Origin of the sequence: Variovorax sp. 54 (assembly GCF_002754375.1) — a bacterium.
Taxonomy (GTDB): domain Bacteria; phylum Pseudomonadota; class Gammaproteobacteria; order Burkholderiales; family Burkholderiaceae_C; genus Variovorax.
In genome coordinates this window covers 3,475,966-3,500,914 of sequence record NZ_PEFF01000001.1, presented here as the reverse complement: position 1 = coordinate 3,500,914, position 24,949 = coordinate 3,475,966, and the positions used below count along the sequence as shown (strand labels likewise).

Genomic DNA, 24,949 nt, shown 5'->3' with positions numbered 1-24,949 from the left:
GGAGCAACTTTCAGCGGACGACCATCAGGGTGAATGGCCACACATAGGCCTGCAGCGTCACGTACAGGCCGACCAGCGAGGCCAGCGCGATCGAGTGGAAGAACACGTAGCGCAGGATGTCGCCTTCGTGATTGAACCATCGCGTGGCGGTGGAGGCCACCACGATCGACTGGGCGTCGATCATCTTACCCATCACGCCGCCCGAGCTGTTGGCCGCGCCCATGAGGTTGGGCGCCAGGCCGAGCTGGTCGGCCGCGACCTTCTGCATGCCGCCGAACAGCACGTTCGATGCGGTGTCGGAGCCCGTCATGGCCACGCCGATCCAGCCCATGAGCGTGCCGAAGAAAGGATAGAACACGCCGGTGTTGGCAAAGGCCAGGCCCAGCGTGGTGTCGGTGCCCGAGTAGCGCGTGAGCGTGCCCAGCGCGAGCATCAGCACGATGGTCATGAGCGAGTAGCGCACCATCCAGAGCGTGCGGACAAAGGTGCGCACGATCTCGACGGGGTTGTACTTCATGAACAGCGCGCTCAGGATCGCCGACAGCAGGATGCCGGTGCCCGTGGCCGACAGCAGGTTCAGCACGTACACCGCGCCTTCCTTCGTGGGCGCCATGACCACCGGCGGCATCTTCTCGATCAGGTTGTGCAGCCCGCCCATCGGGAACGAGGGCGCGAACACGCCGTTGAGCGCGGTCTTCACCGACGGCAGGCCCCAGATGAACACGAACACCGAAAGAATCACCCAGGGCATCCACGCGCGCACCAACGCCTCGCGGCTGTGCACGACGATGGCGGCCGGCGGCTTGGCCTCGTGCGCGCTCACGTCCTTGCCGCGCAGCGAAGGCGAGCGCCACACGTTCTTCGGCTGCCACACGCGCAGGAACAACACCAGGCTGGCCATCGACACGATGGCCGCGATGATGTCGACCAGCTCGGGGCCGATGAAGTTCGACACCAGGTATTGCGGCACCGCAAACGACACCCCCGTGACCACGATGGCCGGCCAGATTTCCATCATGGCCTTGCGCCCCGCGAAAGCCCAGATGAGCCAGAACGGCACCAGCAGCGAGAAGAACGGCAACTGGCGGCCGATCATCGCGGTGACTTCCATCAGGTCGTAGCCGTGCACCTTGGCCAGCGTGATCACCGGCGTGCCGAGCGCGCCGAAGGCGACCGGCGCGGTGTTGGCGATCAGCGAGAGGCCCGAGGCGGCCAGCGGCGAGAAGCCCAGGCCGATCAGGATGCCGGCCGTGACTGCCACCGGCGTGCCGAAGCCCGCCGCGCCCTCGAAGAACGCGCCGAAGCAGAAGGCGATCAGCAGCAGCTGGATGCGGCGGTCTTCGGTGATGCCCGAGAGCGAGTCCTGCAGCACCTTGAAGCTGCCGTTCTGTTCGGCCAGCTGCTGCAGGAAGATGATGTTCAGCACGATCCAGCCGATCGGCAGCAGGCCCGTGAAGCCGCCGAAGAGCGCGGCGCGTCCGGCCATTTCGGCGGGCATGCCGTAGGCGAACACGGCGACCGCCAGGGCCGCCAGCAGGCCGAGGCCGGCGGCGATGTGGGCCTTGATGTGAAAGAAGCCGAGGCACGCAAGCATCACCACCACCGGGATCGCGGCGAGCGCGGTGGAAATGATCATGTTGCCGAACGGGTCGTAGATCTGCTGCCAGGTCATGCGTTGTCTCCGTGGAGTCTGTTGTTGTGACTCGCACTCTAGGGAGATGCACGCCGGCCGGGTTGAAGGATTTTTGCCCGGGCGTTGAGAAAAATTTGTCGGACCGATGTGTCGGTCAGTGGAGCATCTGCACGATCCAGTCGACGAAGGCGGCGCACTCCCAGCGCTCCAGCGTGCCCGGCTGCCAGCAGATGTAGTGGCGGTGCGGCGAAGGCACGGGCCGGTCCGACAGCGCCACCAGCCGGCCCGATTCGAACCAGGCGGCGCCCAGCTTCTGTCGCACCAGCGCCACGCCGAAACCGCTCGCGGCCGCGTCGTACACCAGGCCCAGGTCGTTGAACTGCGAACCCAGGTGCGGCTCGGGCTGGTCGATGCCGCAGCTTGCGAACCAGGTGCTCCAGGGCTCGAGCGGACTGCGGATCAGCCGCGCGCTGGCGATCTCGGCCGCGGTGCGAAAACCGTCGAAAGGCCCGAACTCGTTGAGGTAGCTCGGACTGCAGGCGGGCACCACGTCTTCGCCGATGAGCAGGCGGTGCTCGCAGTCGGCGTACGCGCCGATGCCGTAGCGCACCTGCAGGTCGGTCTGCTCGGCCGTGACGTCGAGCAGTGGAATCGACACATGCAGCGCCAGTTCGATGTCGGGGTAGATGTTGCGAAACAGCTCCAGCCGTGGCATCAGGAACTGGCGGCTGAAAGTCGGCGTGACGGCAACGCTCAGGCGCGGCGCACGCAGCGCCGCGTCACGGCTGCCCGGCGTGGCCTGCTGCAGCGCGGCCAGGCCGACGCGCACGTTCGCCAGATACGCCGCGCCGTCGGCCGTGAGGCTGAAGTCGCTGCGACCGAAGAGCTTGAAGCCCACGTGCGCCTCGAGCTGCCGGATGCGGTGGCTCACGGCGCTGGCCGTCACACACAGCTCGTCGGCCGCGCGGCCCGCATGCCGCAGGCGGGCGACGGCCTCGAAGGTCAGCAGGCATTGGATCGGGGGGATGTGGTGCAGGGCCATCCGCGGGCAGCCGGAAGGCTCAGTCTTCGAAGAAGCTGACCGGCAGGCCCGGCGTGTCGACGCGCATCGAGAGCACCGTGCCCGAGGCCGGGCGCTGCACCAGCTCGTCGGCCGGGCGGCCCTTGCGCCCGCTGGTGACGAACAGCGTGCGCAAATCGTCGCCGCCGAAGCAGGGCATGGTCGGGCATTGCACCGGCACCGCGATGGCCGCGACGCGCTCGCCCGTGGGCGCAAAGCGCAGCAGCTGCGCGCCTTCGAACATCGCGACCCAGTAGTGGCCCGCGGCGTCGATGGTGGCGCCGTCGGGTCGACCGTCGTAGTGCGAAGGCGCGCCGGGCACCCAGCCCGCGGGCTTGGCATCGAACTGCTGGAACACGCGCGCATGCGACAGCGTGTTGGCTTCGGCGTCCCAGTCCCAGGCGCGCACCACATGCGCGGCGGTGTCGGCCCAGTACAGCGTGCGGTTGTCGGGCGAAAACGCCAGGCCGTTGGCCGTGGTGACATGTTCCAGCATCGACGTGATGTTGGGAGACACGTCTCCCGGGCGTGCGTCGAAGCAGTAGAGCGCCGCGTTTGGTCGGTCTTTCGCCTCGTTGAGCGAGCCGGCCCAGAAGCGGCCGAGCGTGTCGCACTTGCCGTCGTTGAAGCGCATGGTGCGCACGTCGTGCTCCGCGCGCGCCATCGCGACCAGTTCACAGCCCCACGCGCGGGCGCGGTAGATGCCGTCGCGCAGCGCGATCACGAGGCCGCCGCTGCGTGCCGGCGCCATGCAGCCGGGTTCGGTGGGCAGGGCCCAGCGTTCGACCGTGGCCGTGGCAGAGCCGATGTCGCCGCGCGTGCGCAGCACGGCGCGGCCGGGGATGTCGAGCCAGTAGAGCGCGCGTTCGTGCGGGTGCCAGAACGGCGATTCACCCAGTTCGCAGAGGCTGTCTTCGATGGAGGTCCACATGGTGGGGCGATTGTGCCCCCGGCCACGCGGGCAGCGGGCAAAAAAAAGCCCGCTGACGCCGAAGCGCTCGCGGGCTGAACATCCAAAGGAGACTCGCCTGAAAAAACCGTGCGTTGTTCTTCTTCTTTGTGTCGAAAAGGGTGGTGGTGGTCTTTGAAGCGCGGGGGCCGGCGCCGTGCCGGACCACCCGCTGTCTGTCTGTGTGCGAATCAGCGGTTGTATGCCGTTTCGCCGTGTGACGAGATGTCGAGGCCTTCGCGCTCTTCTTCTTCCGACACACGCAGGCCGAGGGTCAGGTCGGCGATCTTGAAGGCGATGAACGCCACCACGCCGGACCACACGATCGTGAACAGCACGCTCTTGACCTGGATCCAGACCTGGCCGCCCATCGTGAAGGTGTCGGGCGTCAGGCCGCCGGTGCCGCCCAGGCCCTTGGCTGCGAACACACCGGTCAGGATGGCACCCAGGATGCCGCCCACACCGTGCACGCCGAACACGTCGAACGCGTCGTCGGCGCCGAGCATGCGCTTGAGGCCGCCCACACCCCACAGGCAGACCAGGCCGGCCAGCAGGCCCAGCACGATCGAACCCATCGGGCCGACGAAACCGGCGGCAGGCGTGACAGCCACGAGGCCGGCCACGGCACCGGACGCAGCGCCCAGCATCGAGGCCTTGCCCTTGTGCAGGCTCTCACCCAGGATCCACGACAGGGCCGCGGCAGCGGTGGCGAGCACCGTGTTGATGAAGGCCAGGCCGGCGGCGGCGTTGGCCGCACCTGCCGAACCCGCGTTGAAGCCGAACCAGCCGACCCACAGCAGCGAGGCGCCGACCATGGTGAGCGTGAGCGAGTGCGGCGTGAACGCTTCCTTGCCGTAGCCGACGCGCTTGCCGATCATGTAGGCACCGACCAGGCCGGCGATACCGGCGTTGATGTGCACCACGGTGCCGCCCGCGAAGTCGAGCGCGCCGTCCTTGCCCAGCAGGCCGCCGCCCCACACGATGTGGGCCATGGGCACGTAGCTGAAGGTGAACCAGATCACCGAGAACAGCAGCACGGCCGAGAACTTGGCACGCTCTGCGAAGGCGCCGACGATCAGCGCCACGGTGATGGCCGCGAAGGTGCCCTGGAAGGCGACGAACACGTATTCAGGAATCGTGGTCAGCGCGCCGAAGGTCTCCTGCGTGATGCCCTTCATGAAGATCTTGTCGAAGCTTCCGAAGTAATTGCCATCGCCGGTGAACGCCAGGCTGTAGCCGTAGATGGCCCACAGGATGCTGATCAGCGAGAAGATCACGAAGACCTGCATCAGCACCGACAGCATGTTCTTGGAGCGGCCCAGGCCACCGTAGAACAGCGCCAGGCCGGGGATGGTCATCAGGATCACGAGCAGGGTCGAGGTGAGCATCCAGGCGGTGTCGCCGGAGTCGACCTTGGGCGCGGGTGCCGCAGCCGGAGCAGCAGGTGCGGCCTCGGCGGCTGCGGGTGCTGCAGCCGCTGCGGGAGCAGGCGCTGCAGCGGCGGGTGCGGCAGGTGCCGATGCAGCCGGTGCCTCAGGGGTGGCGGCGGGTGCCTGGGCCAGCGCCGAAGTGCCGGCGACGAAGACGCTCAAACCGAGCGCAAGAGAGACAAGAAGTTTTTTCATAGTCGTTGTTCTTTCGGGCCAGGACTCGATCAGAGGGCTTCGCGGCCCGTTTCGCCGGTGCGGATGCGCACGACCTGCTCGAGGTTGTAGACAAAGATCTTGCCGTCGCCGATCTTCCCGGTGCGCGCAGCGCCCTCCACCGCCTCGATCACGCGATCGACGAGGTCGTCGGAGATGGCCGCCTCGATCTTCACCTTGGGCAGGAAGTCGACCACGTACTCGGCACCGCGGTACAGCTCGGTGTGGCCCTTCTGGCGACCGAAGCCCTTCACTTCCGTGACGGTGATGCCCTGCACGCCGATGGCCGAGAGTGCTTCACGCACCTCGTCGAGCTTGAACGGTTTGATGATGGCTGTGACCAGCTTCATGATGACTTGCTCCTTCTGGATGGATGAAAGGTGGCGCGGCAACGTGGGCCGCGCCTGGTTGTTGTGTCGATTACAGCGTCTTCGTCAGCGTGACGATGAAGCGCGCCTTGTTGGGCGAGTACGTCGTCTGGCCGAAGGTGCCGAAACCGTAGTCGACGCCCGGGTTGGCCACCGCGAGGTACGCGCTCTTCTTGTTGGCGCCCTGCACCGAGCCGGTGAGCGTCAGGCCGCTGCCGAAGTCGTAGGTGGCGCCGATGTTGTAGTCGACATAGCTCTTGTAGCCCAGGCTGCGGATGTCGCTGGACATGTTGGTGAAGCCGACCGCCGCCTTCAGTGTGACCTTGGGCACGATCTCCTTGCTGTAGGCCAGGTTCAGGTAGCCGGTGTTGGTGCCCTTCAGGCCCGAGCCGGACTGGTTGCCCGCGTAGCCGAAGTAGTCCTTCGACACGGTGTGCGAGTACTTGGCGGTGATCGAGCCGAAGCTGTCGTTGGCGTAGGTGGCGCCCACGTAGAGCTCGGTGGTGTTGCCTGCCGAGTTGCCCGGGTAGATGTAGGTCAGCGCACCGACGTCCATGTCGACCGGGCCGGCCTTGAACTTGTAGCCGCCGTAGATGTCGCTCTCGATGCTGTTGCCCTTGAGCCAGTTGACGCTGGAGTTCCAGTTGCCGACATAGAAGCCGCTCTCGCCGAAGGCGTAGTCGAAGCCGCCCTGGATGGCGGGCTTGAAGCCCTTGGTCTTGGCGTAGTCGTTCTTGCCGATCATGTCCTGGTCCTGGCCGCGGAACTTGTAGTTCGAGGTCAGGGAGACATTGCCCGTGAGCAGGGGCGCGGGTGCCGGAGCGGCGGCGTCGGCGGCCTGGGCCATGGCGGCGCCCGAGGCGGTCAGTGCAGTGGCCAGAACGATCAACGCCTGGGCGGCGGTACGGTGCGTCATCAGGGAACTCCTCGCAAGTGTGTTGTTGGACCTGAGCACCCTCAAAGCAGGGAGCGTGCCAAAGTGCACAAATACCGCCCCGGTCAGAGGGCGCAGGTGTCCGGCCGTGAGCGCCAAATCGTTACAAGCCCTGTTTCCGGCAGTTGCACACGCTTGCACGCTGCACGGTCCTGGGCCTGCATGTCGCAGGCGCACCAACTTGGGGAGAGGGAGAAAAATGAGTCTGTCTTTGGTGCAAAGCCGCGCCTTGCTCGGCCTGGAAGCCGCCGCCGTCACGGTCGAGGTGCATCTGGCGAACGGCCTGCCGAGCTTCACACTGGTCGGGCTGGCGGAGACGGAGGTCAAGGAAGCGCGCGAACGCGTGCGCTCGGCGATCCAGAACGCCGGGCTTGAATTTCCGACCAACAAGAAGATCGTCGTCAACCTGGCGCCCGCCGACCTGCCGAAGGATTCGGGCCGCTTCGACCTGCCCATCGCCCTGGGCATCCTCGCGGCCAGCGGGCAGATCGAGAACGCCCGGCTGGCCGGCCACGAGTTCGCGGGGGAGCTGTCGCTGTCGGGCGAACTGCGGCCCGTGCGCGGCACGCTGGCGATGGCGCTGGCCCTGCACACGCGCGGCGTGGCGACGCGGCTGGTGCTGCCCATGGACAGCGCGCGCGAGGCCGCGCTGGTGCCCGGCGGGGAGGTCTACGGCGCCCGGCACCTGCTGGACGTGGTGCGCCAGTTCCTGAGCGAGCGCGACGCGGCCGCATCCGCGCCCGAGGGCTCCGACGACGGCTGGACCCGCGTGCTCCCCGCGACCGGCGATGCCGCGCCGCACTACGCCGACCTGGCCGACGTCAAGGGCCACGCCGGCGCCAAGCGCGCGCTGGAGGTGGCTGCCGCCGGCGGCCACAGCCTGTTGATGGTGGGCGAACCCGGCTCGGGCAAGTCGATGCTCGCGCAGCGCTTTGCCGGCCTGCTGCCACCGATGAGCATCGACGAGGCGCTCGAAAGCGCCGCCATCGCCAGCCTGGGCGGGCGCTTCGCCACCGGGCGCTGGATGTGCCGGCCGACGGCGGCGCCGCACCACACGGCCAGTGCGGTGGCGCTGGTCGGCGGCGGCTCGCCGCCCCGGCCCGGCGAGATCTCGCAGGCGCACCACGGCGTGCTCTTTCTCGACGAATTCCCCGAGTTCGCACGCGCCGCGCTGGAGGCGCTGCGCGAACCGCTGGAGACCGGCACCATCACCATCGCGCGGGCTGCGCGGCGCGCGGAATTTCCGGCGCGCTTCCAATTGATCGCTGCGATGAACCCCTGCCCCTGCGGCTACCTCGGAACGACCACGGCCAAGGCCTGCCGCTGCACGCCGGACCAGATCCTGCGCTACCAGGGCAAGCTCAGCGGCCCGCTGCTGGACCGCATCGACCTGCACATCGAGGTGCCCGCTGTGCCGGCGCAGCTGCTGCTCGACGCACCGCCCGGCGAATCGACCGCCAGCATCCGCACCCGCGTGATCGCCGCGCGCGAACGCGCGATGCGGCGCCAGGGCACCCCCAACCAGTCGCTGCAGGGCAGCGCCATCGACACGCACGCCGCGCTCGACACGCCGGCGCGGCAGTTCATGTTCAACGCCGCGAACAAGCTCGGCTGGTCGGCGCGCAGCACGCACCGCGTGCTGAAGGTGGCGCGCACGGTCGCCGACCTGGCGGGTGCGGACACGGTGGAGGTCACGCACGTGGCCGAGGCCGTGCAGTACCGGCGGGCGCTGCGCAGCGGCGCGTAGACAGCGCCACGCGCCCTGGCTGGCTACAGCAGGCCGCGTCCGGCCAGGTTGCGCATCAGCGCCCCGATGCCGTAGCGCCAGCGCGGCGCCTGGTCGGCATGGACCACGCGGTTGTTCAGTGCACCCAGCTCGGGGGCCGCAATGCGCACGTGGTCGCCCACGACGTGCGTGAACCCTTGCCCGGGGCCATGGCGGTCTTGCGTCGGCGCGAACATCGTGCCCAGGAACAGCATGAAGCCGTCGGGGTAGGCGTGGTGGCGATTGAGCGTCTGCGCCACGAGGTCGAGCGGGTCGCGGCTGATCTTCGACAGCGAGCTCGCGCCTTCGAGCGTGAAACCCTCGGGGCCCGTCACGTTCAGTGCGACCGTGATGCGCCGCACGTCGGCGATGCCGAAGTGCGCATCGAACAGACGGATGAACGGCCCGATGGCGCACGAGGCATTGTTGTCCTTGGCCTTGCCCAGCAGCAGGGCGCTGCGGCCTTCGAAGTCGCGCAGGTTGACGTCGTTGCCGAGCGCGGCGCCCAGCGTCTCGCCGCGGCTGTTCACCGCGAGCACGACCTCGGGCTCGGGGTTGTTCCAGGCCGAGTCCGCGTGGATGCCCACGTCGGCGCCCGTGCCCACGGCGGCGAGCACCGGTGCCTTGGTGAAGACCTCGGCGTCGGGGCCGATGCCCACTTCGAGGTACTGCGACCACATACCCTGCGCGATGAGCACGTCCTTCACCTTCATGGCTTCGGGCGAGCCCGGCACGATGTCGGCGAGGTTGTCGCCGAGCACATCGCCGATGGCCGCGCGCGTGGCCTCGGCGCGCGAGGCATCGCCGCGCGCCTGCTCTTCGATCACGCGTTCGAGCAGGCTCGCCACGAAGGTCACGCCGCTGGCCTTCACGACCTGCAGGTCGCAGGGTGCGAGCAGCCAGGCCTGGTTGATGTCGCGCGTGCTCTCGTCGCTGTTGGCGAGCACGGCCTCGAGCGCGGCGATGCGCGGTGCGGTGCCACTGTGCAGTGCCGCGCGCACGGCTTCGGCCGGCGAGCCCTTGCCTTCGAGCAGGTCGCTCATGGTGGGCGCGAGCTTCGACAGGTCGTGCAGGCCATCGCCCTGCACGGCCACCAGCACCGGGCCCACGCCGGGTTGCCAGAGGCGGCCGACAAGGGTGGCGCGCTCGGCGTCGCGGGGCAGGCTGGAGGCGGTCGAGAGGTTCAGTGGCATGGCGAGGTGTCTCCGTGAATAAGGTCTGCGCGCCATCGTAGCCGCGGCCTCGGAACCGCGCCTGCCGCACCCGTCGCGGGTCAGTGGCCCGGCGTGGCCCGCACGCGCGCGACGTCGGCAGGCAGGTTCGGCCACGCCGCTTCCTGCGGTGCGAAGCGGGCGCGCATGTAGCCGGCGAGGTCAGCAATCTGACGGTCGTCGAGCGCCTCGCGGAACGCGGGCATGAAGCCGATGTCGCGGTGTGCGGGTGCGCGCACGCCGTCGAGGATGGTGCGCAGCAGGTTGTCGGGCCGCGTGCTCGTGAGGCTGCTGTTGAGTGCGAGTGGCGTGTTCACGCCCAGCAGCGTGGGGCCGTCGCCGTCGTGGTGGCACGAGGCACAGGCGCTGTCGAACATGCGCTGCGCGGGGCCGAGCAGCTGGCCTTGTGTGCGTGCTGCGTTGTCGATGGCCTGTTGCGCGAGCGCTTGCGGTTGCGCGACGGGCTCGGGGTTGAACGACCCAAGGTAGACGGCCATCGCACGCACGTCGGCGTCGGGCACCTGCGCGAGCTCACGCACCACCTCGGCCATCGGGCCGCCCGCGATGCCGTGGCGCGGCGAGTGGCCATTGCGCAGGTAACGGTAGAGCGCGTCGGTGTCCCACGGCACGGCGGCCTTCGACAGCTGCGTGAGCGCCGGTGCTTCCCAGCCATCGACCATCGCGCCCGAGAGGAACGCACTGCCGCCCTGCTCCGCGCCGAGCGCGTTGCGCGGCGTGTGGCAGGCGCCGCAATGGCCCAGGCCGTTGACGAGGTAGGCACCGCGGTTCCATTCGGCACTCTGCGTGGGCACGGGCTGCAGCGGCGCGGGATCGTGGAACAGCGCGTTCCAGCCGGCCATCAGCGGGCGCAGGTTGAATGGGAACTTGAGCTCGGACTTGGGCGTTTCCGCGCGCACCGCGGGCATCGCCATGAAGTGCGCATAGAGCGCCTGCAGGTCGTCGTCGCTGGTCTTCGCGAACGCGGTGTAGGGGAACGCGGGGTACAGGTGATGGCCGTCGCGCGAGACGCCTTCGCGCATCGCGCGCTGGAAGGCGCTGAAGGACCAACGGCCGAGGCCCGTGTCCGCATCGGGCGTGAGGTTCGTCGTGTAGAGCGTGCCGAAGGGCGTCTCCATCGCGCGGCCACCCGCGTTGGGTGCGCCGCCGGGTGCGGTGTGGCACACGGCGCAATCGCCGAGCGCGGCGAGCACGCGGCCGCGTTCGATGGTGGACTGGCTGTAGACCGGTGCGGTGAGCGACACGGGCGCGATGGCGGAGCGCCAGCCGAGCAGGCCGGCGATGACGCCGAGGCCGCCGATGAAGAGGGCGGCGCCGGTGGCCCACAGGCCCTTGCGCTTTGGCCAGATCGCTCCCGCATTGCTCCTTCCCCTCCCGGGGGAAGGTTGGGATGGGGGCACGGCAGCGTCACCACTCCAAGGCCGCTCGCCCCCACCCCCGCCCTCCCCCGGAAGGGGAGGGAGCAAAACCCTGTTCAACTCGGCCAGCACCGTCTCCGGCGTGAACGGCGGCGACCTGAACCTGACCCCCGTGGCATCGAAGATCGCATTCGCAATCGCCGCCGTCCCCGGCACCGACGACGACTCGCCCGCACCCAGTGACGGCTCGCCCGGCCGCGGCATGTGCATGATCTCGATCACCGGCACGTCGCGGAAATTGATGATCGGGTAGCTGCCCCACTCGCGGCTCGCGACCACGCCGGTCGGCAACACGCCCGGCAACTGCGCACCGCCCGTTGCGGCGCCCTGCTGCGGCGCGAACTTCACCTCTTCCATCAGCGCACGGCTCGTGGTCTGGATCACGTTGCCATGCACCTGGTGCTCGACACCCGCCGGGTTGACCAGCAGCCCCGCGTCGTGCCCCACCACCACGCGGCGCACATGCACCTCGCCGGTCTTTCGATTCACCTCCACATCGGCCACCCACGCAGCCCACGCCGCACCGAAGCCCGGCCACTTGCTGTGGATGTAGCGCGCGTACGCAAAGCCCTGGCCGAAGAGGATGTCACCGCCGTCGCCAAGACCGCCGTCGGCGTTCTCCTTCGGCCCGGTGCGCATGCGCCAGCCGGCCTTCTGCGCGGTGGCCTGCACGAGTTCGATCGCGCGCGGGTCGTCCAGGTGCCGCAGGCGAAACTGCACCGGGTCGACACCCGCCGCCGTGGCCAGCTCGTCGATGTACGACTCGTGTGCGAACGAACTCGGCAGCGCCGACACGCCGCGCAGCCACGAGGCGCGCACGATCGGCGCCATGTCGTTGACCTTCACGCGCAGGTTGTCGTAGCTGTAGGGCGGGCGCGCGGTGCGGTCGCCCATCTCGTAGGCCTGCGCCACGGGCTCGACCGTGCGCGTGAGCAGCAGCGCCAGTGTGGGCGCGCCGTTCGAGGGGTACGAGGTTTCGAAGTCGTAGGCGGCGACGCGGCCGTCGGCCATCAGCCCGCCGTCGATCTCCATGAGCTGCGCGGCGCCCTTGGGCTCCCACGCATGCTCCTGCTCGCGCGAGAGCTGCACACGCACCGGCGCACCCACGGCACGCGCGAGCAGCGCGGCATCGGCCGCCACGTCGTCGGCGCCGTTGCGGCCGTAGCAGCCCGCGGCCTCCATGCGCACCACGTCGACCTGCACGTCGTCCACGCCCATGAGCTTCGCGAGATCGGCGCGCAGCACGTGCGGGTTCTGCGAACCGGCCCAGCACCGCAGCTGCATGCCGCTGCCATCGGCGGGCTGCCAGTCGGCCAGCGCGCACGACGGGCCGATGGACGCGTGCATCTGGTACGGCCACACGTAGGTGCGCTGCATCGGCTGCGCAGCAGCGGCCATGGCGCCATCGACATCGCCCTCGTCGACCAGCAGCCGCTGCGTCGACGGGTTGTCGCGCAGGGCCTGCGCCACATCGCGCAGGTCGGGCATGCCGGGCCAGGGCTTCCATGCCACGCGCAGTTCGCGCATCGCCTGCTCGGCGTGCTCCTCGCGCTCGGCGACGATGCCGACGAAGTCGCGAAGCACGACCACGGCGCGAATACCGGGGATGTGCACGATCGACGATTCGTCGACCGATTCGAGCGTGTTGCCGATGAAGTCGCCGTGGTCCGCGCCCGCATACGGCGGGCGCACCACGCGGCCGTGCAGCATGCCGGGCACGCGCATGTCGTGCACGAACACGAGGTCGCCCGCGAGCTTGGCCGGAATGTCGACGCGCGCCTGGCGCGTGCCGACGAGGCGGTAGTCGGCCGGGTTCTTGGGTGTCGTGTCGAGGTCGAGGCGCAGCACCGTGCGCTGGTGCGCCACGAGGTCTGCGTAGTTGATGTGGCGGTCCGGCGTCTCGGTGACGCGCACCACGCCGTTGCGCACCTGCAGCGCATCGACGGCCACGCCCAGCTGCTCGGCCGCACGCGCCAGCAGCCAGGCGCGCGCCTGCGCGGCGGCCAGCCGCAACGGCTGCGCGTGGATCTGGAGCGACGCGCTCGCGATGGTCGCGCCCTGGTTGGGCGCGCGTGCGGTGTCGCCGAGCATCATGCGCACGCAGGGCATGCCGAGGTCGAGCTCTTCGGCCACGATCTGCGCCAGCGCAGTCTGGATGCCGGTGCCCAGGTCGACGTGGCCGTTGAGCGCGGAGACGCTGCCGTCGTCCCACAGCGCGAGGAGCACTTCATCGCCTTCGATGGGGTTGCTGGCGATGAAGGCGGGTTGGCCTTTGGCGGGCGGTGGTGGGGGCGGTGCGTCGCGCACCACCAGCAGCACGCCATCGGCGGCGAGGAATTCCGCGCGTGTTTGCGGCAGGTCGGCGCGGCGCGTCATGGCTGTTGCCCCCTCTCCCCGTCTTGCTCCCTCTCCCTCTGGGAGAGGGTTGGGGTGAGGGCCAGCGGCGATGGCAGAGGCTGTGCGCTTGCGAAGGCCGATGCCCTCACCCTAGCCCTCTCCCAGAGGGAGAGGGGACAACGCGGGGAGAGGCGCGCATATGGGCCGCTCACGGCTTCGTCTCCACGCGCATGCGCACCGCCGCGCGCTGCACCGCGTCCAGGATCTCGATGTGCGTGCCGCAGCGGCACAGGTTGCCCGACAGCTCGCTGCGGATGCGCGCCTCGCTCGCGTGCGGATCACGCGCGAGCAGCGCGGCCGCCTGCATCACCATGCCGTTCAAGCAATAGCCGCACTGCGCAGCCTGCGCGTCTTCAAACGCGGCTTGCACCGGATGCCAGCGCCCGCGCATGCCCAGCCCTTCCAGCGTCGTGATGCTGCGCCCCGCCACGCCGTGCGCGGGAATCACGCAGGACCGCGCCGCCACGCCATCGACATGCACCGTGCACGCACCGCACTGCCCCAACCCGCAGCCGTACTTCGGCCCGTTGAGGCCCAGGTCGTTGCGCAGCAGGTGCAGCAGCGAGGCTTCACGCGGCACGCCGGCGAGCGTGTGCGCCTGGCCGTTGACCTGCAGGTGCAGCGGCTCAGCGCCGCAACTGGCCGTCACGGGTGTACATCTCCAGGTCCACGAAGGTCGAGCCGTTGTGGTTCTTCGCGCTGTAGTCGACGGGGAAGTCGCCGAAGCGCGTGCTGCCGATGCTCTCGAGCCCGGCGATGAAGCTGTCGCGCGTGAGCGCCTTGCCCGCGCGGCGCAGGCCTTCGACCATCACGCGCGCAACGATGTAGCCCTCCAGCGCGGTGTAGCTGTCGATCTTCTGGCCGAACTCGGCGCGGTCGCGCTGGTAGTCGGCCACGATGGGCACGCGCTGCGCGCCGGGCGGCGGCACGATGCTGGCCGTGACCAGCCCGGCGAGCTTGCCGTCGAGCCGCTTGGCCGAACCCGCCGCGTCGGTGATGCCGACCGACAGCGTGTACAGCGGCGCCGCCGCGCCGCTCGCGCGGTAGTCGCGGATGAAGACCTCGGTCATGCGCCCGGCCATGATCATCACGACGGCGCCGGGGCGGCCTTCGGCGAGCCCGCCGATCACCTGCTTCGCGTCTTCGGCGGCGATGGCCATGGGCAGCGTCTGCACCACCTTCACCTTGTATTCGGCGGCCAGCTGCTCGCAGGTGGCGAGGTTCGACTTGCCGAAGGCGCTGTCCTGGTAGACCACGGCGATCGACTGGATGCCCAAGGTCGAGAGGTGACTGATGATCTTGCGCAGCTCCAGGTCGTAGCCCGCGCGCACGTGGAACAGGTAGCGGTTGGTCTTGGTGCGGAACGACGTGGTGCCCACCAGCGGCGCGAACATCGGCACGCCGGCCTTCTCGGCCAGTGGCATCGCGGCCGCGAGGTTGCCCGTGGCGACGTAGCCGGTGAGCGCGAAGACCTTGTCCTCGTCGATCAGCTTCGCGGTGTTGGCGGCCGTTTTCGCGGGCTCGTAGGCGTCGTCGTAGGTGACGAGTTCGATCTTGCGGCCGTGCACACCGCCCGACTTGTTGACGCGGTCGAAGTACAGCTGGATGCCCGCGCGGTAGTCCACGCCGAAGTCTTTCGCCGGGCCGCTGAACACGGCCGACTGGCCGATGCGGATCGTCGTGTCGGTCACGCCGTTGTCCGCGCGCGCCGGCCGCAGCAGGCCGGGGCCGAGCGCCAGGGCCGCGCCGCCCGCCACCAGCGTGCGCCTTGAAATCGAAAGCTTCATGCGTGTCTGTCTCTTTGTTGTTGTTGCTGTCGTTGGAGTGGTTGCCGCGGTGGCCCGCGGGCTTTGTCGTCAGCCGGCCTGGATGTCGCCCGACTGGATGCGCTTCACGCCCTTGGCCGTCATCTGCTTCCAGGCTGCGGCCAGCGAGCCGTTGAGGTCGATGCCGCGCGTGGCGTCTTCGATCACGTAGGCCTCGAAGCCGGCCTTGCGCGCGTCCATCGCGGTCCAGGCCACGCAGAAGTCGGTGGCCAGGCCCGTGACGAACACGGTCTTGATGCCGCGCGCCTTGAGGTAGCCCGCCAGGCCGGTGGCCGTCTTGTGGTCGGCCTCTTCGAAGGCGGAATAGCTGTCCATCTCTTTATGGAAGCCCTTGCGGATGATGAGCTGCGCGGTCGGCACCTTCAGCTCCTTGCCGAGCGCGGCGTCGTCGGTGCCCTGCACGCAGTGGTCGGGCCACAGCACCTGCGTGCCGTAGTTGAGCTTGGTCGTCTCGAAGGGCTTCTTGCCCGAGTAGGTGCTCGCAAAAGAGGCGTGGCCCGCCGTGTGCCAGTCCTGCGTGACGACGATGTTCTGGAACGCGGGTGCCAGCGCGTTGATGACCGGAATCACCTCGTTGCCGCCCTTCACCGCGAGCGTGCCGCCGTCAAGGAAGCAGTTCTGCACATCGACCACGATCAGCGCGGCCTTGCCGCCGGGCTTGATCTTGCCGGCCGCGAAAGCGGACGAGAGGCCGAAACTGCCGAGGCTGCCGACGAGCCCGAGGGCAGCGGCGGACTTCAAGACGGTTCTGCGATGCATGGTGTGAACTCCTTGTAGAACGGAAACAAGAACTCAAAAAGACCAGGGCAACTTTCCAGGAACACCACGGAACCGGCTTTGCCGGGCCGTCGGTGTTGCCCCCTGGAAGGGGGTTGGCGAAGCGACACGAAGTGCGCGAAGACTGGGGGTGAGCTTCATGCTAGACGCTGAGGTAGGCGCGGCGCACTTCTTCGTTGGCCGCCAACTCGGCCATCGTCGCGTGGTAGCGGATCTGCCCCTTCTCGAGCACGTAGGCGCGGTCGGAGACCAGCTCGGCGAAGTGCATGTTCTGCTCCGACAGCAGGATGCTCACGCCCTGCGCCTTGAGCTCGAGGATCATGTTGGCCATCTGCTCGACGATGACGGGGGCCACGCCCTCGGAAGGTTCGTCGAGCAGCACGAGATACGGGTTGCCCATCAGCGTGCGCGCCACGGTGAGCATCTGCTGCTCGCCACCGCTCATGCGACCGCCCGGGCGGTTCGGCATTTCGCCGAGGTTGGGGAACAGCTGGAACAGGCGCTCGGGCGTCCACAGCGGCGCCGCGGTGCCGTCGGCCCACTGGCGCGCGGGCTGCTTGCCGACCTCGAGGTTCTCCATCACCGTGAGGTCGGTGAACACGCGCCGGTCTTCGGGCACGAAGCCCAGGCCCAGGCGCGCTGCGTGGTGCGGCTCGCTTTTCGAAATGTCGTGGCCCAGGAAGCGCACCGCGCCGCGGCGCTTGCCCAGCATGCCGATGAGCGTCTTGAGCGTGGTCGACTTGCCCGCGCCGTTGCGGCCCATGAGCGCGACGACTTCGCCGCGCCGCACTTCGAGGTCGACGTCGTAGAGGATCTGCGCGGCGCCATACCAGGCGCACAGCGCCTTGGCTTGCAAGAGAGGTTCGTGTGTGCTCATGCTGCGACTCCCAGCGCTGCGGCCTTTTCGGCGATCTTCTCGAAGGTCTTGCCGCTGCCGAAGTACACCTCCTGCACCTTCGGGTGGTCGCGGATCTCGAGCGGCTTGCCCTGCGCGATGAGGCGCCCGCGCGCCAGCACGATCATGCGGTCGGCGTACGCGAACACCACGTCCATGCTGTGCTCGGTGAACAGCACGGCCATGCCGCGTTGAATGACGAGGTCCTTGGTGAGCGCCATGAGCGAGTTGCGCTCCTGGGGCGCCATGCCGGCGGTGGGCTCGTCCATGAGCAACAGCTTGGGCGAGTTGGCCATGGCGATGGCGAGTTCGACGCGCTTCACGTCGCCGTACGCCAGCACGCTGCAGGGCCGGTCGGCCTGCGCCTTCATGCCGACCTGGTCGAGCAACGCCAGCGCCTCGTCGCGCTTGTGGTCCGCTGCCCTGCGCCACATCGAGAACAGCTTGTGGTCGTGCGAGAGCAGTGCCATCTGCACGTTCTCGACGACGGTGAGCGAGGCGAAGGTTTCGGCGATCTGGAAGGTGCGGCCCACGCCCTTGCGCCAGATCTCTCGTGGCTTGCGGCCCACGAGTTCGTGACCGTCGAGCGTGATCGAGCCCTGGTCGGCCTTGAGCTGGCCGTTCACCATGTTGAAGGTGGTCGACTTGCCGGCGCCGTTGGGGCCGATGAGCGCGAGCAGTTCGCCCGCGGGCAGCTCGAAGCTGATGCCGTCCACGGCCTTCACGCCGCCGAAAGACTTGCCGAGGTTGGTGACTTTGAGGAGGCTCATGCTTTCACCTCCTTGAGCTTCGCATCTGCTTCATCATTCTTCGGTGCGCGCCACCGGTCGACGAGTTGCTTGATCGACCCCGCAATGCCCTGCGGGAACAGAAGCACCAGGATCAGGATGATGGCGCCGAGCATGGCGCGCCAGTAGTCGGTGTTGCGCGCCACGGTGTCGTGCAGCCAGGTGAAGGTGACGGCGCCGACCACCGGCCCCGCCAGGGTCTGGATGCCACCCAGCAGCACCATCACGAGGCCGTCGACCGACTTGCCGACCGACAGGCTCTCGGGCGAGATGCTGCCCTTCGAGAACGCATAGAGCGCACCGGCCAGGCCCGCCACGGTGCCGGCGATGACGAAGGCCGCCCACTGCATGCGCTTGACGTCGATGCCGATGGCGTCGGCGCGCAGCACCGAGTCGCGACCCGCGCGCAGCGCATAGCCGAAGGGCGAGAACAGCACGCGGCGCAGCCACCACACGCCGGCGCCCACGAGCACCAGCGTGAGCCAGTAGTACACCTGCTTGTTCGACAGCCACTCCGACGGCCACACGCCGGTCAGGCCGTTGCTGCCGCCCGTGAAGCTGTCCCACTGGTAGGTGATCGCCCAGGTGATCTGCGCAAAGGCCAGCGTGAGCATCGCGAGGTACACGCCCGACAGCCGCACGGCGAACCAGCCGTAGACAAAGGCACCGAGCGCGGCCACCAGCGGCGCGACCACGAGAGCCAGCTCCATCGGCAAATGCAGCGTACGCACCAGCAGCGCCGCGCCGTAGGCCCCGAGGCCGAAGTACGCGGCGTGGCCGAAGGAGTGCATGCCGGCCGGCCCCATGATGAAGTGCAGGCTGGTGGCGAACAGCGCGGCGATCAGCAGGTCGATCATCAGCACCGTGGTGTAGGGCGAACCGGCCGTCAGCAGCGGCAGCGCGGCGAGCACGAGCGCGAGCCCGGCGGCGGCCACGATGTAGGCCGTGCTCGGGGGGCGCAGCGGTTCTTCCTGCATGCCGACGTAGCGGCTCGGCGCCTGCGGCCGGCCGAACAGGCCCCACGGGCGCCACACCAGCACGATGGCCATCACGAGGAAGTCGACCATCAGCGTGAGCTTGGAGAACGACACGTCGATGCCGAAGATCTGCACCACGCCCAGCCAGATGCACACGGCCTTGATCTCGGCGATGAGCAGTGCGGCCACGTAGGCGCCGGGCAGCGAGCCCATGCCGCCGACCACGACGACGACGAACGCGGCGCCGATGGTGTTCAGGTCCATCTCGAGCGTGGCGGGTTCGCGCGGCAGTTGCAGCGCACCGCCCAGGCCCGCGAGCAGCGCGCCGAGCGCGAACACGGCGGTGAACAGCCAGGCCTGGTTGACGCCGAGCGCGCTGACCATCTCGCGGTCTTGCGTGGCGGCGCGCACCAGCGTGCCGAAGCGCGTGCGCGTGAGCAGCAGCCAGACGAGGCCGAGCACGAGCGGGCCGACGATGATCAGGAACAGGTCGTAGGACGGAAACTGGCGACCGAGGATTTCGACCGAGCCCTTGAGGCCCGGCGCGCGCGGGCCGAGCAGTTCGTCAGGGCCCCAGAGCCACAGCACCGCGTCCTTGATGACGAGCACGAGCGCGAAGGTGGCCAGCAGCTGGAACAGCTCGGGCGCCTTGTAGATGCGGCGCAAGAGCAGCACCTCGATGAGCGCACCCAGCACGCCCACCGCGAGCGCGGCGATCAACAGCGCAGGCCAGAAGCCCACGCTCGGGCCGAGCTTCTCGACGAGCGTGTACGCGGTGTAGATGCCCACCATGAAGAACGACCCATGGGCGAAGTTGACGATGCGCGTCACGCCGAAGATCAACGAAAGACCGGCCGCCACCAAAAATAGCGAAGACGCGCCAGCCAACCCGTTGAGCAACTGAACAACGAAGCCTGAAAAGCTCATGAAAGACCCTGAGGAAACTGGAGACACCGCGCCCCGCCGTCATCGACCGACGGCAGGCGCGTTGCGGGAACCGCGCGCAATCAGTCGGCGGGGCGCATCTTCTTCACTTCGTCATCCGTCGGCTGGAACTTGGCACCGTCGAGGTACACGTAGTCGACCATCACGCCCTTGCCGCCGTCGTTCTTGGTCTTGCCGACGTACGCGCCCATGGTGGACTGGTTGTCCTGCGCGCGATAGCTGATCTTGCCGAAGGGCGTGTCGACCTGCAGGCCCTTGAAGGCTGCGACCAGCTTTTCGGTGTCGGTGCTGCCGGCCTTCTTCACGCCGGCCGCGATCGAGTAGATGGCGCTGTAGCCCACCACCGAACCCAGGCGCGGGTAGTCCTTGAACTTGGCCTGGTAGGCGTCGTTGAAGGCCTTGTGCTCGGCGGTCTTGATGCCGTACCAGGGGTAGCCGGTGACGATCCAGCCGTTGGGTGCTTCGTCCTTCAGCGGGTCGAGGTACTCGGGCTCGCCGGTCAGCACGCTCACGACTTCCCGGTCCTTGAACAGGCCGCGCGTGTTGCCTTCGCGCACGAACTTGGAGAGGTCGGCGCCGAACAGCACATTGAAGATGGCGTCGGGCTTGGCATCGGCCAGGGCCTGCGCCACGCTGCCTGCATCGACCTTGCCCAGCGGCGGTGCCTGCTCGGCGACGAACTCGACGTCGGGCTGCACGGCCTTCAGCAAGGTCTTGAAGGTGGCGACCGACGACTGGCCGTATTCGTAGTTGGGGTACACGATGGCCCAGCGCTTCTTCTTGAGCTTGGCCGCCTCGGGCACCAGCATCGCGACCTGCATGTAGGTCGAGGGGCGCAGGCGGTAGGTGTACTTGTTGCCGTTGCTCCAGACGATCTTGTCGGTCAGCGGCTCGGCGGCGAGGTAGAAGAATTTCTTCTGCTTGGCGAAGTCGGTCAGCGCCAGGCCGGTGTTCGACAGGAAGGCGCCGGCCAGCACGTCGACCTTTTCACGCGAGATGAGTTCTTCGGCCACGCGCACGGCATCGCCGGGGTTGGCGTTGTCGTCGCGGCTGATGAGCTCGAGCTTCTTGCCGTTGACGCCGCCCTTGGCGTTGATCTCGTCGACCGCGAGTTCCATGCCCTTCTTGTAGGGCTCGAGGAAGGCGGGCTGCGCCTTGTAGCTGTTGATTTCGCCGATCTTGATCACGCCCTGCGCATGCGCGGGGACCAGGGCCGAAGCCAGCGTGACGACGGAAGCGGCGCAGAAGACATGGCGCAATGGATTCATCGGGAAGCTCCTAGAAGTTCGAACAGAAAACACGATGCGGTAACGACGATGCGATGACAGGTCAACGAAGACCGTCTTCGCCCTTGATTTCGCTGGCTTGCAGGCCGCCGATGCGCGGCAGCGGACGGCCGCTGTCGGTGACGGCCACGGCGACGACGATCTCGTTGGCGCGCGGCGCATCGGCCACGCGGGCCTCGATGGCGTCGAAGTGGCTGCGCACGAAGGCAGCATCCTTGTGGCCGAGCGGCACGTCGATGGCGGTGCCCAGCGTGCCCTGCTTCTTGGCCGAGGGCACGAGCGCGGCGCCCTTCTCGACCGCCACGCGCAGCGGCGCGCCGAGCTTGGGATGCAGGATGGCGGCGGCATGCTCCAGCTCGCCGCGCTCGCCGACGATGGCGGCCTTGCCGTAGCTCTGTACCTGGCCGGGCTCGATGCCCAGTGCCTTCACGGCCTTCTGGCCGAGCAATGCGCCGAGCTCTTCGCCGATGGCGATGAGTTCGTCGAGGTTCTCGCTGTAGCGGCCGGCGTAGGGGTTCTCGATGACGGCGATGGCGACGGCGCGGCGCGTGGGCGGCGTCACGTCTTGCCCCATTTCCTTGCGGGTTTCGTCCACTTGAATGACGAGCTTGCGGATGTTGGCGGTCATGTCTGTGTGTTCCTTGTCTTGTCTCTTGTCCTGTGCGATCAGCGCAGGCCGTCCCACTTGCTGATGTCCTTCGCGAGCAGGCCGCCGACGCGCGCATGCACGCGGTAGCCGGTGCTCATCGCGAGGATGAAGACGATCTCGTCGGCCAGGGGCGCGCCGGGCACGCGCACCTCGATGGCGTCGAACTGGCCGCGCACGTAGCTGGCGTTGATGTTGGTGAGCGGCACGTCGAGCGTGGCGCCGGGCGGGCCGACCTTCTTGGTCGAGGGCACGATCGACAGCGCGTTGGCGGGCTGGCCGGTTTTCTCTTCGGCCTTGCCCGCGGTGTAGGCGGCGCGGCTGCCCTTCCAGCCGAGCAGTTCGCGCATGGCGTACCCGCCGGGCACATGCCACAGCGCGCCGTGCTCGAGCTCGCCGTCGGCACCGACGATGGCGCCCTTGCCGTAGGTGGCGATCTGCTCGAGCGGCACGTCCATGGCGGCGTGCAGCTGGTGCGCCATGTCGACGCCCACGGGGTCGAGCAGCGCCATCATCGGCAGGATGTCGGGCTCGTAGCGGCCCGCGAAAGGATTGGTCAGCACCGCGCCGATGGCACCGCGCACCAGCGGGGTGTCGGCACGGGGGCCGAACTCGTGGTGGATGTGCTCGACATGGGTGAAGACGCGACGGATTTCGATCATGAAAAAGAACCTTGCTTTTCGTTAAGCAAATACTGAACCAACTGCATCGGGCAGCGCGACGTCCAGCGACTTCGAGCATAAGGGTTCCACCAGCCGCCACTGCCCCTGGCAAACGAGCAGAACGGCCCACACGAGCTCCCTTTTCTGCAACGCGTGGGCGCACGCCGCGCCCGCATCGAGTGCATGGTGCACCTGCGCGGGCGCCAGCGTCGGCACGTCGACGGTGACGAGGGTGTCGCCGAGGTCGCTGTCGTCCTTGCAGTCGCTGGCGGGCTTGCGCTGGATGAGGGCGTCGGCCACATCGACGGCGTTGGCGATCACGGTGGCGGCGGCATCGGCCTGCGCCGCGGTGGCGGCCAACACCGTCACGCTGTCGGCGATGCCCAGCGAGAAACTGCGCCCGCGCCAGCCGCTGGTGGCAACGCCGCGCACGGGTTGGTCGGCGTGCAGTTCGAACTGGCCGTCGGTGGTGAGCACGCGGCTGTCGCGCCAGTCGAAGCGTGCGAGGTCGGCGAACACGCCCACGCGTGCCGAGTGGCCGGGCGCGAGGTGCAGCGCGATGTCGCCGCCGTTGTTGATCCACGCGCGCTCGATGCCGGGCCGGTCGTAGAAGGCGATGAGTTCCTGCGCCACGCTGCCGGCCACGGCCGCCATGGGCGTGAGGAACAGCGGCGAAAAAGCATCGCAGGCGTCCCACATGCGCCGCGCGACGACACCGCGCGGGCGCTGGCGTGCGGTCACGGGCAATCGCAGCTGCGGCAGTTCGCGCACGAGTTCGTCGAGCACATGGCCGAAGCGCGCCCACGCGGCGTCGTGCGCGGCGGCGACGGCGTACGGGTCGCCGTGTGCTTCGGCCACGATGTCGATCGGGCCGTGGTTGAAATGCCAGCGGCTCGCGTCGAGCGCTGTACGTTGGGCGGACATGGTTCAGCCCAGCATCGGGGCGTGACCGAGCGGCCACGGATTGGCATCGTCGATGACGAGCCACTGGCGCGCCAGCGGTGCGCCGTCTTCCTGCCATGCACCGCGCGCGAGCGCCTGTTCGAGCGGGAAGATGTGTTCGACGTGGCCGCCGAGCGCTTCGTAGTCGGCGCGCCGCATGCTGAACTCGATGGGCGCCACGATGGCCGGCGTGGGCACGGTGCCGAAGCTGTGATCGGGCATGCGCATGACGTCGGCCATCACGGTGATGCCGCCGCCGGGCCACACATAGGCCGGCGCGCCGCCGCAGGTGACGTTGACCAGCGCGCGCTTGATGGCGCGCGTGAGCAGCACCGGGTTCTCGGTGACGCCCGCGCGCAGGCTGCCGCCGGCGCCGCCGAGGAACAGCACGGTGCACAGCGAAGGCTCGCAGTTCTCGCCGATGCGATCGACGATGCGGCGCACCTCGGGCGGCATCTGCTGTTCGATGGGCTTCAGTGCGTCATCGAGCACGTACCACTGCGCGTGCTCGCCGGTGGTCGAGGTCATGAGCAGTCGCAGGCCGGGGCGGGCCACGCCCTCTTCCCAGCCTTCGATGATCGAAAGCGGGTCGGCGATGTCGGTGCCGCCCCAGCCGTTGCCCGGGTTCGCGACCTGGAAGTAGCGCCCCGGCGTCGACTTGCGGCCCAGCATCTGGATGCCCGAGGGCGTCATGTCGAGGCAGCGGCCGGCCTGGTGTTCGGTGAGCACGCCGGTGATGTGGTCGTCGACCACCACCACCTCGTCGGCCACGCCGGCGAACTGGCGCGCGAAGATGCCCACGGCCGCCGAGCCGCAGCCCACGCGCATGCGCTGCTCTTCGACGCCGTTGACGATGGGCGCCTTGCCGGCCTGGACGACGAGGCTGGCGCCGCCGTCGATGGTGCATTCGACCGCCTGCTTGTTGCCCAGCAACTGCATCAGCTCGGCCGTCATGCGGCCTTCCTTCTTGCTGCCGCCCGTGAGGTGGTGCACGCCGCCCAGCGACAGCATCTGCGAGCCGTATTCGGCCGTGGTGACATGGCCCACGACCTCGCCCTTGTAGCGCACGTTGGCCTGCTCGGCGCCCAGGAAGCGGTCGGTGTCGATCTTCACCTTGAAGCTGCAGTAGCTGAAGATGCCTTCGGTGACGACGGTGACCATGTCGACGCCCTGGGCTTTGGAAGCCACGATGAAGGGCGCGGGCTTGTAGTCGGGGTACGTGGTGGACGAGCCCACGCCGGTGACGAAGACCTCGTCGGCGTGCAGCAGGTCGCCGTTCCAGTCGGGCGTTGCGTCTGCCTCGGCCACTTCGGCACCAGGGCGATCGAAGGGCACGAGTGCCGGCTGTTCGCTGGCAAGCGTGCGGCGCAGCAGCACCACCGGATCGACACGCACCAGCACGCCCTGGCGGTTGGCGTAGCGGTCGCAGGCACCGGTGCGGCCGTCGGAGATCTGGCACAGCACCGGGCAGGCGTTGCACTCGACCTTGGCGGTGCTCATCTTCTCGTTGCGCGGCGGCGCCTTGCCGAAGGCGGTGCTGCCGGCCTCGGCAACCAGAGGCATGTCCATGCCGGGCAATCCGTCTGTCTTGGTGTGTTCAGTCATCGGGGCGATCTCGTGGTGTGGTGCTGTCGGAGCGGGTCTTCAGGCTCCGGAGGTTTGCAACAAACGTGCCGTGCAAGTGCTTGTGCGCCGGCTGTCGTTTGTGTAGCATCCCCTACACTTTCATGTTGCGTTCACTACATCAAAGGTCAATGTAGCAAACAGGCCCGATGCTTGCAATGGTGTTTTCTCGCGGTGTTCATCGGG

20 protein-coding genes are annotated in these 24,949 nt (G+C 68.4%); 1 reads left to right on the top strand and 19 read right to left on the bottom strand.

The annotated features are described in order from the left end of the window. Positions 1-10 precede the first annotated feature (10 nt). The 6 genes from CLU95_RS16245 to CLU95_RS16220 all read right to left on the bottom strand — a co-directional run bounded on the left by CLU95_RS16245 (position 11) and on the right by CLU95_RS16220 (position 6,569). Positions 11-1,672, bottom strand: a complete 1,662-nt coding sequence (locus CLU95_RS16245; RefSeq protein WP_099794570.1) for an L-lactate permease — start codon at positions 1,670-1,672, stop codon at positions 11-13. Positions 1,673-1,787: 115 nt separating this feature from the next. Then, the gene (locus CLU95_RS16240) at positions 1,788-2,675 is read right to left on the bottom strand and encodes a LysR substrate-binding domain-containing protein (protein ID WP_099794569.1); all 888 of its coding nucleotides are present in this window, start codon (positions 2,673-2,675) and stop codon (positions 1,788-1,790) included. 19 nt (positions 2,676-2,694) lie between these two features. Next, positions 2,695-3,624 carry an SMP-30/gluconolactonase/LRE family protein gene (locus tag CLU95_RS16235; protein ID WP_099794568.1) on the bottom strand — a complete coding sequence of 310 codons (930 nt, stop codon included), beginning with the start codon at positions 3,622-3,624 and terminating at the stop codon, positions 2,695-2,697. Positions 3,625-3,833: 209 nt separating this feature from the next. Then, positions 3,834-5,267, bottom strand: coding sequence for an ammonium transporter (locus CLU95_RS16230; protein WP_099794567.1), 1,434 nt, complete (start codon positions 5,265-5,267; stop codon positions 3,834-3,836). Positions 5,268-5,296: 29 nt separating this feature from the next. Beyond that, positions 5,297-5,635: a P-II family nitrogen regulator gene (gene glnK / locus CLU95_RS16225; protein ID WP_099794566.1), complete on the bottom strand. Its 339-nt coding sequence runs from the start codon at positions 5,633-5,635 to the stop codon at positions 5,297-5,299. 70 nt (positions 5,636-5,705) lie between these two features. Further along, on the bottom strand, positions 5,706-6,569 hold the full coding sequence (locus tag CLU95_RS16220; RefSeq protein ID WP_099794565.1) for a TorF family putative porin: 864 nt from the start codon (positions 6,567-6,569) through the stop codon (positions 5,706-5,708). Positions 6,570-6,786: 217 nt separating this feature from the next. Between CLU95_RS16220 and CLU95_RS16215 the strand changes: the two genes are divergently transcribed. After that, the gene (locus CLU95_RS16215; RefSeq protein WP_099794564.1) at positions 6,787-8,334 is read left to right on the top strand and encodes a YifB family Mg chelatase-like AAA ATPase; all 1,548 of its coding nucleotides are present in this window, start codon (positions 6,787-6,789) and stop codon (positions 8,332-8,334) included. A gap of 23 nt (positions 8,335-8,357) precedes the next feature. Here CLU95_RS16215 and CLU95_RS16210 read toward each other — a convergent pair whose 3' ends face one another. The 13 genes from CLU95_RS16210 to CLU95_RS16145 form a co-directional block, all read right to left on the bottom strand. Next, positions 8,358-9,545, bottom strand: a complete 1,188-nt coding sequence (locus CLU95_RS16210; protein ID WP_099794563.1) for a fumarylacetoacetate hydrolase family protein — start codon at positions 9,543-9,545, stop codon at positions 8,358-8,360. Between the two features lie 80 nt (positions 9,546-9,625). Beyond that, complete coding sequence (locus CLU95_RS16205) at positions 9,626-13,375, bottom strand: molybdopterin cofactor-binding domain-containing protein (RefSeq protein ID WP_099794562.1); 3,750 nt, start codon at positions 13,373-13,375, stop codon at positions 9,626-9,628. A gap of 169 nt (positions 13,376-13,544) precedes the next feature. Beyond that, on the bottom strand, positions 13,545-14,045 hold the full coding sequence (locus tag CLU95_RS16200) for a (2Fe-2S)-binding protein (protein WP_099794561.1): 501 nt from the start codon (positions 14,043-14,045) through the stop codon (positions 13,545-13,547). Next, positions 14,023-15,183, bottom strand: a complete 1,161-nt coding sequence (locus CLU95_RS16195) for an ABC transporter substrate-binding protein (RefSeq protein WP_180288622.1) — start codon at positions 15,181-15,183, stop codon at positions 14,023-14,025. Before CLU95_RS16195 ends, CLU95_RS16200 begins: the two co-directional genes overlap by 23 nt. 69 nt (positions 15,184-15,252) lie before the next feature. Then, positions 15,253-15,981, bottom strand: coding sequence for a bifunctional nicotinamidase/pyrazinamidase (pncA, locus tag CLU95_RS16190; RefSeq protein ID WP_099794560.1), 729 nt, complete (start codon positions 15,979-15,981; stop codon positions 15,253-15,255). 160 nt (positions 15,982-16,141) lie between these two features. After that, on the bottom strand, positions 16,142-16,876 hold the full coding sequence (locus tag CLU95_RS16180; protein ID WP_099794559.1) for an ABC transporter ATP-binding protein: 735 nt from the start codon (positions 16,874-16,876) through the stop codon (positions 16,142-16,144). Beyond that, complete coding sequence (locus CLU95_RS16175; RefSeq protein WP_099794558.1) at positions 16,873-17,664, bottom strand: ABC transporter ATP-binding protein; 792 nt, start codon at positions 17,662-17,664, stop codon at positions 16,873-16,875. The genes CLU95_RS16180 and CLU95_RS16175 overlap by 4 nt, the downstream gene beginning before the upstream one ends. Next, complete coding sequence (locus tag CLU95_RS16170; RefSeq protein ID WP_099794557.1) at positions 17,661-19,586, bottom strand: ABC transporter permease; 1,926 nt, start codon at positions 19,584-19,586, stop codon at positions 17,661-17,663. Before CLU95_RS16170 ends, CLU95_RS16175 begins: the two co-directional genes overlap by 4 nt. Positions 19,587-19,666: 80 nt before the next feature. Beyond that, positions 19,667-20,872: an ABC transporter substrate-binding protein gene (locus tag CLU95_RS16165; protein ID WP_099794556.1), complete on the bottom strand. Its 1,206-nt coding sequence runs from the start codon at positions 20,870-20,872 to the stop codon at positions 19,667-19,669. A 61-nt stretch (positions 20,873-20,933) separates the two neighbouring features. Next, entirely contained in the window at positions 20,934-21,518 is a 585-nt protein-coding gene (locus CLU95_RS16160; protein WP_099794555.1) for an amino acid synthesis family protein, read from the bottom strand. Between the two features lie 38 nt (positions 21,519-21,556). Continuing rightward, on the bottom strand, positions 21,557-22,198 hold the full coding sequence (locus tag CLU95_RS16155) for an amino acid synthesis family protein (RefSeq protein WP_099794554.1): 642 nt from the start codon (positions 22,196-22,198) through the stop codon (positions 21,557-21,559). A gap of 21 nt (positions 22,199-22,219) precedes the next feature. Next, positions 22,220-23,122, bottom strand: coding sequence for a UPF0280 family protein (locus CLU95_RS16150; RefSeq protein WP_099794553.1), 903 nt, complete (start codon positions 23,120-23,122; stop codon positions 22,220-22,222). Between the two features lie 3 nt (positions 23,123-23,125). Further along, positions 23,126-24,745, bottom strand: coding sequence for a 6-hydroxynicotinate reductase (locus CLU95_RS16145; RefSeq protein ID WP_099794552.1), 1,620 nt, complete (start codon positions 24,743-24,745; stop codon positions 23,126-23,128). Between the last annotated feature and the right edge of the window lie 204 nt (positions 24,746-24,949).

Coding starts and splice junctions, on each gene's coding strand:
- CLU95_RS16155 (WP_099794554.1), bottom strand. CDS start 22,198: ATGATCGAAATCCGTCGCGTCTTCACCCATGTCGAGCACATCCACCAC.
- CLU95_RS16165 (WP_099794556.1), bottom strand. CDS start 20,872: ATGAATCCATTGCGCCATGTCTTCTGCGCCGCTTCCGTCGTCACGCTG.
- CLU95_RS16230 (WP_099794567.1), bottom strand. CDS start 5,267: ATGAAAAAACTTCTTGTCTCTCTTGCGCTCGGTTTGAGCGTCTTCGTC.
- CLU95_RS16145 (WP_099794552.1), bottom strand. CDS start 24,745: ATGACTGAACACACCAAGACAGACGGATTGCCCGGCATGGACATGCCT.
- CLU95_RS16205 (WP_099794562.1), bottom strand. CDS start 13,375: ATGACGCGCCGCGCCGACCTGCCGCAAACACGCGCGGAATTCCTCGCC.
- pncA (WP_099794560.1), bottom strand. CDS start 15,981: ATGCATCGCAGAACCGTCTTGAAGTCCGCCGCTGCCCTCGGGCTCGTC.
- CLU95_RS16220 (WP_099794565.1), bottom strand. CDS start 6,569: ATGACGCACCGTACCGCCGCCCAGGCGTTGATCGTTCTGGCCACTGCA.
- CLU95_RS16180 (WP_099794559.1), bottom strand. CDS start 16,876: ATGAGCACACACGAACCTCTCTTGCAAGCCAAGGCGCTGTGCGCCTGG.
- glnK (WP_099794566.1), bottom strand. CDS start 5,635: ATGAAGCTGGTCACAGCCATCATCAAACCGTTCAAGCTCGACGAGGTG.
- CLU95_RS16210 (WP_099794563.1), bottom strand. CDS start 9,545: ATGCCACTGAACCTCTCGACCGCCTCCAGCCTGCCCCGCGACGCCGAG.
- CLU95_RS16160 (WP_099794555.1), bottom strand. CDS start 21,518: ATGACCGCCAACATCCGCAAGCTCGTCATTCAAGTGGACGAAACCCGC.
- CLU95_RS16215 (WP_099794564.1), top strand. CDS start 6,787: ATGAGTCTGTCTTTGGTGCAAAGCCGCGCCTTGCTCGGCCTGGAAGCC.
- CLU95_RS16170 (WP_099794557.1), bottom strand. CDS start 19,586: ATGAGCTTTTCAGGCTTCGTTGTTCAGTTGCTCAACGGGTTGGCTGGC.
- CLU95_RS16195 (WP_180288622.1), bottom strand. CDS start 15,183: ATGAAGCTTTCGATTTCAAGGCGCACGCTGGTGGCGGGCGGCGCGGCC.
- CLU95_RS16235 (WP_099794568.1), bottom strand. CDS start 3,624: ATGTGGACCTCCATCGAAGACAGCCTCTGCGAACTGGGTGAATCGCCG.
- CLU95_RS16175 (WP_099794558.1), bottom strand. CDS start 17,664: ATGAGCCTCCTCAAAGTCACCAACCTCGGCAAGTCTTTCGGCGGCGTG.
- CLU95_RS16150 (WP_099794553.1), bottom strand. CDS start 23,122: ATGTCCGCCCAACGTACAGCGCTCGACGCGAGCCGCTGGCATTTCAAC.
- CLU95_RS16245 (WP_099794570.1), bottom strand. CDS start 1,672: ATGACCTGGCAGCAGATCTACGACCCGTTCGGCAACATGATCATTTCC.
- CLU95_RS16240 (WP_099794569.1), bottom strand. CDS start 2,675: ATGGCCCTGCACCACATCCCCCCGATCCAATGCCTGCTGACCTTCGAG.